Here is a 5,747-nt window from a genome sequence, read left to right on the forward strand (position 1 = left end):
GACCACCCCGTCGTCGTCGTTCAGGCCGCGAAGCCGCCGAACCCGCCCCGATAGAACAGCAGCGGCCTGCCGTCCTCGGCCGCCCGCAGGTCACCGATCCGGGCCAGCACCACCGTGTGATCGCCCGCGTCGTGCTCGAGCTCCACGCTCACCTCGATATGGGCCAGCGCCCCGGCGAGCGCGGGCGCGCCGTTGCCCGCCCGATCCCACTCGACACCGGCGAACTTGTCGGCGCCGCTCACCGCGAACTGACGGCACAGCGCGCTCTGCTCCTCGGCCAGGATGTTGATGCACAGGCCGCCCGCCTCGCGCAGCAGCGGCCAGCTGGTGGAACTCTTGGCCGGGCAGAACGACACATACGGCGGGTCCAGCGACACCGACACCACCGACTGACAGGTGAAACCGAGCGGTCGCGTCCCGTCGTGGGCGGCGATCACCGCGACGCCGGTCGCGAAGTGACCGAGCACTCTGCGCAGCTCTGCGGGTGCTGGGATACCTGCGTCGAGGGCGACGTTGTCTGCATTCATAGGGGTCCTCCCGAACGGAACTCGATGCCCCCACGATCCGGGGTCAGCGGTGCGCGGCTCAAGACGTTCTCCCGGTCAGCGGTTGTCGGCGGGTAAATGGTGGTACGCGCGGTTGCTAACATTCAGCGATGGCGACTCCCGACCCCGATCCCGGCGTGCCCAATCTGCCGCCGACCAGCTGGGCGGTGCTCGCCATGCTCTCCTACGAGGAGGAAGTCTCCGGTTACGACCTGAAGAAGTGGGCCGACTGGAGTCTGCGCTACTTCTACTGGACCCCGTCCTACAGCCAGATCTACGCCGAACTGAAGAAGCTCGAGAACCACGGGTTCGCGAGCTCGCGGCTCGACCACGACAACGCCATGCGGGGCAAACGGCTGTACCAGATCACCGATTCCGGGCGCGCGGCCGTCACCGCGTGGTGGAACAAGGCGCCGGTCGACGCCTCGGTGCTCAAGCACCATGTGCTGCTGCGCGTCATGTTCGGCCATCTCGGCTCCCCGGACCGGATCAAGCAGATCCTGCGCGACCACATCGCCGACGTCGAGGAGCTCGAGCAGCGGGCCGCGATCGACGCCGAGGCGGCGAAGTCCGAACCGGGCTGGGCCTATTCGCAGCTCGTGCTGCAGTGGGCGCAGCGCCACTACACGGCCGAACGTGAACTCGCCCAGCAGTTGATCGACGACATCGACAACGCGGCCACCGTCCTGGCAGGCGCCGAACACGACGACCGCGCCGACTACCCCCATCCGACGCCGGGGCGCTGGCGCGAGATCGAACAGCGCGTGCGCGAAGAAGAGGGCATGCAGCACGACCCGGCCGACCACTGAGCCGGCCGGGCCGTCGCGGCGATCACGCCATGACGCGCCCGCTGACGCCCATGCCTCCGTCCGGGCGGCGTAGCGGGTCGCGACCATAGCCCTCGGCTACGCGAAGTTGTCGTTCGAGGAACGTCCGCTACGCCGGACCGAGCACGTCGCGCACCATCGCCCAGACCTCGGTGCGGGCGGTCTGGGTGGCGGCCAGGGACGGAATGGTGAGGAAGCCGTGGAACAGCCCGTTGTAGCGGCGATGTCGCACCGCGACGCCGTCACCGGCCAGCCGTTGCGCGTAGGCGTCCCCGGCTGAGCAGGGCGGGTCGAGTTCCGCGGTGACCACCACCGCGGGCGGTAGGCCTGCCAGCGAGGATGCCTTGGTCGGCACGAGGCGTACGTCGTCGGTGCCGTGCGGTGCGTAGTTCTGCCAGTACCACCGCATGGCGCTGGTCGTGTTGTAGTGCCCGGTGCCGAACCGCTGATAGGACTCGGTCTCGAAATCGTCGTCGATCACCGGATAGATCAGAATCTGCGCCGCGATCTCGGGACCACCACCGTCCCTGATCGCGATGGCCACGGTGGCCGCGAGATTGCCGCCCGCACTGTCGCCGGCCAGCGCGATCCTGGCCGGATCACCGCCGTACGCGCCCGCGTTCCCAGCGGCCCAGCGCAGCGCGGCAAGCATGTCGTCGTGAGCGGCAGGGGCAGGATGCTCCGGTGCGAGCCGGTAATCGACCGAGATCACCACCGCACCGACCCCCACCGCCATCGAACGGCAGAACTCGTCATGACTGTCGAGATCACAGAACACGAATCCGCCACCATGCGCGAACACGATCACCGGCAGCGCGGCGCCCTCGTGATGCGGCCGGAACACGCGCAGCGGCAAGGGCCCGCCGGGCCCGTCGATGGTGAGGTCGCGCGCCTCCCGCATATCGGGAAGACGTTGCAGCGGAGCACGTCTGGCGCGGATCGCGGCCCGCACCTCGGCGGCCTCCATCGTGGCGACATCAGGGAACCCGGCGTCGAGCGCGGCGAGCATCGCCGCAACTTCCGGATCGCGAACGGCGCCGGGGCCTGTGGTCGGGAAAACTCGTGCAGTCATGCAGGTCACGGTAAGTTCGGGCCGCGTGGCCGGAACCGCGTTCTCCCGCTGGGCGGAAACACCTGGCTGGTGTCAACCGCAGCAAGTCGCGCCGGAGGCGACGGCTTTCTGCTTGGCGTCGGTGCCGCAGCACGCGCCCTCGGCCTCGGCTTCAGCACTGGTGCCGCAGCACACGTCGACCGCTTCGGCGTCGGTGGGGCCGAGTTCGGGTGCGGTGCCGAAGGTTTCGCTGTCGGCCAGCACCGTGTAGACCTCCCACCGCTCGGCGCCCGGTCCGGTCACCCACACCTTGTCCTGGGTGGCGAAGCAACACGTGGTCGCGATCTGCTCCTCGGTGAACAGGCCGGCTTCCGAGAGCCGGGCGATCTCGCCGTGGACCTGTTCGGAGGTTTCGACCTCGACACCGAGGTGGTTGATGGATCCACCCTGGCCCGCGTTCTCGATCAAGACGAGCTTGAGCGGGGGCTCGGTGATCGCGAAGTTGGCGTAGCCGGGCTTGCGCTTGGCGGGTTCGGCGTTGAACAGGGTCGAGTAGAACCGCACGGCGGTGTCGAGGTCGTCGACGTTGAGGGCGAGCTGGATGCGAGACATGATCGAACCTCCACTTGTGTGACATATATCGAAGAACTTCTGATGCCGAGTCTGCTCACCTTTTCGACATATGTCAATACCTCGGGTAGTCTCGATTTCATGCCCAAGGCGCTACCTGTGATCGATATGTCCGCCCCAGTCTGCTGCGCTCCCGTCGCGGCGGGACCGGTCGACGACGCCGCTGCCCTCGAGGTGGCGTTGCGGCTCAAGGCGATCGCCGACCCGGTCCGGGTCAAGCTGCTGTCGCTGCTGCTGACCACCCCGCTCGGCGAACGCAACGGCGGCGACCTCGCCGCCGCGGTCGGCCTGGGCGAGTCCACGGTGTCGCATCACCTCGGTCAGCTCCGCAAGGCCGGGCTCGTCGAGTCCGAGCGGCGCGGGATGAACACCTTCCACCGCGCCCGCCGCGACGCTCTGTCCGCGTTGTGCACTGTCCTCGATCCCAACTGCTGCAGCTGACCATGAGTTCCCCAGCTCAGGGCGATTGGGTGCCGGACGCGTGCACCCTGCCGACCGTGGAACAACCGATCCGGGTCGCCGAGTTCGACCGATTCTTCGCCGAGTCGGTGCACGGGATGGGCCGGGCGGGCTGATGGCCGAACTGGCACGTCGGGTCGTGGGCACCCCACCCAGAACCGCGTTCTCCCGCTAGGCGGAAATACCAGGTCGAGACCAGTCGATGGGTGCCTACCGTCGGCGCATGAACACTGCGAAGGTCTTTGTGATCGATACCGTGGTGACGAAACCTGGTCGGGCCAGGGATTTCGTCGACGCCTATCTGCGGGAGTACGCGCCGGGGGCGCGTGAGCGGGGGATGACCCTCGAGCGGATTGTGGTCAGTCCGCCGGTGTGGTTTCCCGATGAGTCGAACACCGTCATCGCGACGTGGGTGCTCGACGGGGCCGCGGGGTGGTGGGAGATGACGTGGCGGGGTCGGTCGGATCCGGCGGTGCGGCAGTGGTGGGCTGGGGTGGACGAGCTGGTCGTTCATCGCACGCGGTCGACCGGGGCCGAGGCCACCGATATCGAGAGGCTCGGCAATGTTTGATGTTGTTCGGCTGGTGCATCTTTCAGCTGCAGGCGGTTCGGCCGCCGATGAGCTGATGACCGAACTGCGTGCGGCGGCCGGGGTGGCGCGGAGGGTGCTGGTCCAGCCCACTCTGCCGGGGGTGCGCAATGGCGGAGACGTGTTGGTGCACCTGCGATTCGACGAGGCGGCCGACTGGTCCGGCTGTGCGCCGCGGGTGGACGCGGTGCTCGCGGACCCGATCGTGACCCACGTCGACGGTGCCGAATATGAGGGCGGTGTCGGTGGTTTCGCCGAGCCGCGCGCACCGGGATCGGTATATCGGGTCCTGCTGCTGCGGGTCGCACCGGGGACCGCGCCCGCGACGGTCGACCGCTTCGAGGCCGACCTGTTGCGGATGCCCGGCTACATCCCGACGATGCGGTCCTGGCAGCTGAGCCGGGTGATCCGCGGGATCGGGTCCGCGCCGTGGACGCATGTCTGGGAGCAGGAGTTCACCGATCTCGACGGGCTCGACGGGCCCTATCTGATGCACCCGGTGCACTGGGCGCACGTCGACCGGTGGTTCGATCCCGAATGCCCGGACGTGATCGTGCACGACCGCATCTGCCACAGCTTCTGCGCGAACAAGCTCGCCTGATGCCGGTCGCCGCCCGCTTCCCGCCGGGCGGCGTACCGAGGTCACGCGTAGCGGGGCGCGCGGTGGTCGGTGGCGACCCGGGGGCCGACGCCCAGCGGGCGCGGATGCTGCTGCAGGGTCGGGCGGACCCGCACCCGGCCGTCGTCGACGTGGCGCCAGATATTGAGCGCTGTCGTGCGGATCGGGGCGGAGAGGCGGTGGTCGAACACCATGCGATCCACCGGCCCGCACACCGACACCGCGGCCACGGCGGACTCGCCGAGATCGCCGATCGGGGCGGCGATGCAGCCGAAGCCGGCCAGCGATTCCTCCCGCTCGACCGCGATGCCGTGCGCTCGCACCTTGTTCAGCTCGGCGTCGAGCTGGGCCCGGCTGGTCAGCGAGTACTTGGTGCGGGCAGCGGCCTGGCCGGTGACGACCTCGGCGAGGCGGCGCTCGTCGGAGTAGGCCAGGATCGCCTTGCCGACCGCCGTACAGTGCGCGGGCCGCCTGCCGCCGACCCGGGTCGGGACCGCGGCGGACAGATCGCCGCCGACCTTGTCCAGGTACACGACGTCGGGACCGTCGAGGACGGCCAGGTGCACGACGAACCCGGTCACCCGGTGCAGCTCGTGCAGGAACGGCATCGCCGCGCGATGCAGCCGGTCCTGGTGCACGGCCAGCGACCCGAGCTCCATCAGCCGGATGCCCAGCTCGTAGTCGCGGCCCTCGCGGCGCAGCCAGCGCAGCTGCACGAGCCGCTCCAGCATGCGATGCGCCGAGGACCGGGGTAGGCCGGTCCGGCGCACGATCTGGGCGAGGGTGAGCCTGCCCGGGCCGTCGAAGGCGTCGAGCAGCAGGGACGCGCGATCGAGGATCGCGCTGGGGGTGGTGGCTTCGGTCTGGATGACCATGGAGCGCTCCATTTCGGATCTACGAGCTGATGCCCACTCGCATATTTCGATTAGGCATATACCTATTGATACCATCCCGTGTGTTGGTTGTCACATGAATCTTGAATATGCGTGCAACGACGACGGCCCCCGTGCCGAGCGGAGTGCTCGGC

At 68.7% G+C, this 5,747-nt stretch carries 9 protein-coding genes; 5 read left to right on the plus strand and 4 right to left on the minus strand.

Annotation, left to right across the window (positions count from 1 at the left end; genetic code table 11):
• Nucleotides 1-20 precede the first annotated feature (20 nt).
• The gene (locus ACFWF2_RS33280) at nucleotides 21-527 is read right to left on the minus strand and encodes a flavin reductase family protein (RefSeq protein WP_379311451.1); all 507 of its coding nucleotides are present in this window, start codon (nucleotides 525-527) and stop codon (nucleotides 21-23) included.
• 128 nt (nucleotides 528-655) lie between these two features.
• Here ACFWF2_RS33280 and ACFWF2_RS33285 point away from each other — a divergent pair, with 128 nt between their 5' ends.
• Nucleotides 656-1,354 carry a PadR family transcriptional regulator gene (locus tag ACFWF2_RS33285; RefSeq protein WP_379311452.1) on the plus strand — a complete coding sequence of 233 codons (699 nt, stop codon included), beginning with the start codon at nucleotides 656-658 and terminating at the stop codon, nucleotides 1,352-1,354.
• A 127-nt stretch (nucleotides 1,355-1,481) separates the two neighbouring features.
• On the opposite strand, the gene ACFWF2_RS33290 is transcribed toward ACFWF2_RS33285, so the two are convergent.
• Both ACFWF2_RS33290 and ACFWF2_RS33295 read right to left on the minus strand, forming a co-directional pair.
• Nucleotides 1,482-2,444, minus strand: a complete 963-nt coding sequence (locus ACFWF2_RS33290; protein ID WP_379311453.1) for an alpha/beta hydrolase — start codon at nucleotides 2,442-2,444, stop codon at nucleotides 1,482-1,484.
• Between the two features lie 72 nt (nucleotides 2,445-2,516).
• Nucleotides 2,517-3,035, minus strand: a complete 519-nt coding sequence (locus ACFWF2_RS33295) for an ArsI/CadI family heavy metal resistance metalloenzyme (protein ID WP_379311454.1) — start codon at nucleotides 3,033-3,035, stop codon at nucleotides 2,517-2,519.
• Nucleotides 3,036-3,134: 99 nt separating this feature from the next.
• Between ACFWF2_RS33295 and ACFWF2_RS33300 the strand changes: the two genes are divergently transcribed.
• The 4 genes from ACFWF2_RS33300 to ACFWF2_RS33315 all read left to right on the plus strand — a co-directional run bounded on the left by ACFWF2_RS33300 (nucleotide 3,135) and on the right by ACFWF2_RS33315 (nucleotide 4,702).
• A complete protein-coding gene (locus ACFWF2_RS33300; RefSeq protein ID WP_189022831.1) occupies nucleotides 3,135-3,494 on the plus strand; it encodes an Rv2640c family ArsR-like transcriptional regulator in 360 nt (119 codons plus the stop codon).
• 2 nt (nucleotides 3,495-3,496) lie between these two features.
• Nucleotides 3,497-3,628 carry a hypothetical protein gene (locus ACFWF2_RS33305; RefSeq protein ID WP_379311455.1) on the plus strand — a complete coding sequence of 44 codons (132 nt, stop codon included), beginning with the start codon at nucleotides 3,497-3,499 and terminating at the stop codon, nucleotides 3,626-3,628.
• A 107-nt stretch (nucleotides 3,629-3,735) separates the two neighbouring features.
• On the plus strand, nucleotides 3,736-4,083 hold the full coding sequence (locus ACFWF2_RS33310) for a hypothetical protein (protein WP_379311456.1): 348 nt from the start codon (nucleotides 3,736-3,738) through the stop codon (nucleotides 4,081-4,083).
• A complete protein-coding gene (locus tag ACFWF2_RS33315) occupies nucleotides 4,076-4,702 on the plus strand; it encodes a Dabb family protein (protein ID WP_379311457.1) in 627 nt (208 codons plus the stop codon). Before ACFWF2_RS33310 ends, ACFWF2_RS33315 begins: the two co-directional genes overlap by 8 nt.
• 41 nt (nucleotides 4,703-4,743) lie before the next feature.
• Here ACFWF2_RS33315 and ACFWF2_RS33320 read toward each other — a convergent pair whose 3' ends face one another.
• Nucleotides 4,744-5,595, minus strand: coding sequence for an IclR family transcriptional regulator (locus ACFWF2_RS33320; protein WP_379311458.1), 852 nt, complete (start codon nucleotides 5,593-5,595; stop codon nucleotides 4,744-4,746).
• Nucleotides 5,596-5,747 lie beyond the last annotated feature (152 nt).

The sequence above is a fragment of the Nocardia sp. NPDC060259 genome (genome assembly GCF_042728775.1).
Classification (GTDB): Bacteria; Actinomycetota; Actinomycetes; order Mycobacteriales; family Mycobacteriaceae; genus Nocardia.

Coding starts and splice junctions, on each gene's coding strand:
- ACFWF2_RS33280 (WP_379311451.1), bottom strand. CDS start 527: ATGAATGCAGACAACGTCGCCCTCGACGCAGGTATCCCAGCACCCGCA.
- ACFWF2_RS33285 (WP_379311452.1), top strand. CDS start 656: ATGGCGACTCCCGACCCCGATCCCGGCGTGCCCAATCTGCCGCCGACC.
- ACFWF2_RS33290 (WP_379311453.1), bottom strand. CDS start 2,444: ATGACTGCACGAGTTTTCCCGACCACAGGCCCCGGCGCCGTTCGCGAT.
- ACFWF2_RS33295 (WP_379311454.1), bottom strand. CDS start 3,035: ATGTCTCGCATCCAGCTCGCCCTCAACGTCGACGACCTCGACACCGCC.
- ACFWF2_RS33300 (WP_189022831.1), top strand. CDS start 3,135: ATGCCCAAGGCGCTACCTGTGATCGATATGTCCGCCCCAGTCTGCTGC.
- ACFWF2_RS33305 (WP_379311455.1), top strand. CDS start 3,497: ATGAGTTCCCCAGCTCAGGGCGATTGGGTGCCGGACGCGTGCACCCTG.
- ACFWF2_RS33310 (WP_379311456.1), top strand. CDS start 3,736: ATGAACACTGCGAAGGTCTTTGTGATCGATACCGTGGTGACGAAACCT.
- ACFWF2_RS33315 (WP_379311457.1), top strand. CDS start 4,076: ATGTTTGATGTTGTTCGGCTGGTGCATCTTTCAGCTGCAGGCGGTTCG.
- ACFWF2_RS33320 (WP_379311458.1), bottom strand. CDS start 5,595: ATGGTCATCCAGACCGAAGCCACCACCCCCAGCGCGATCCTCGATCGC.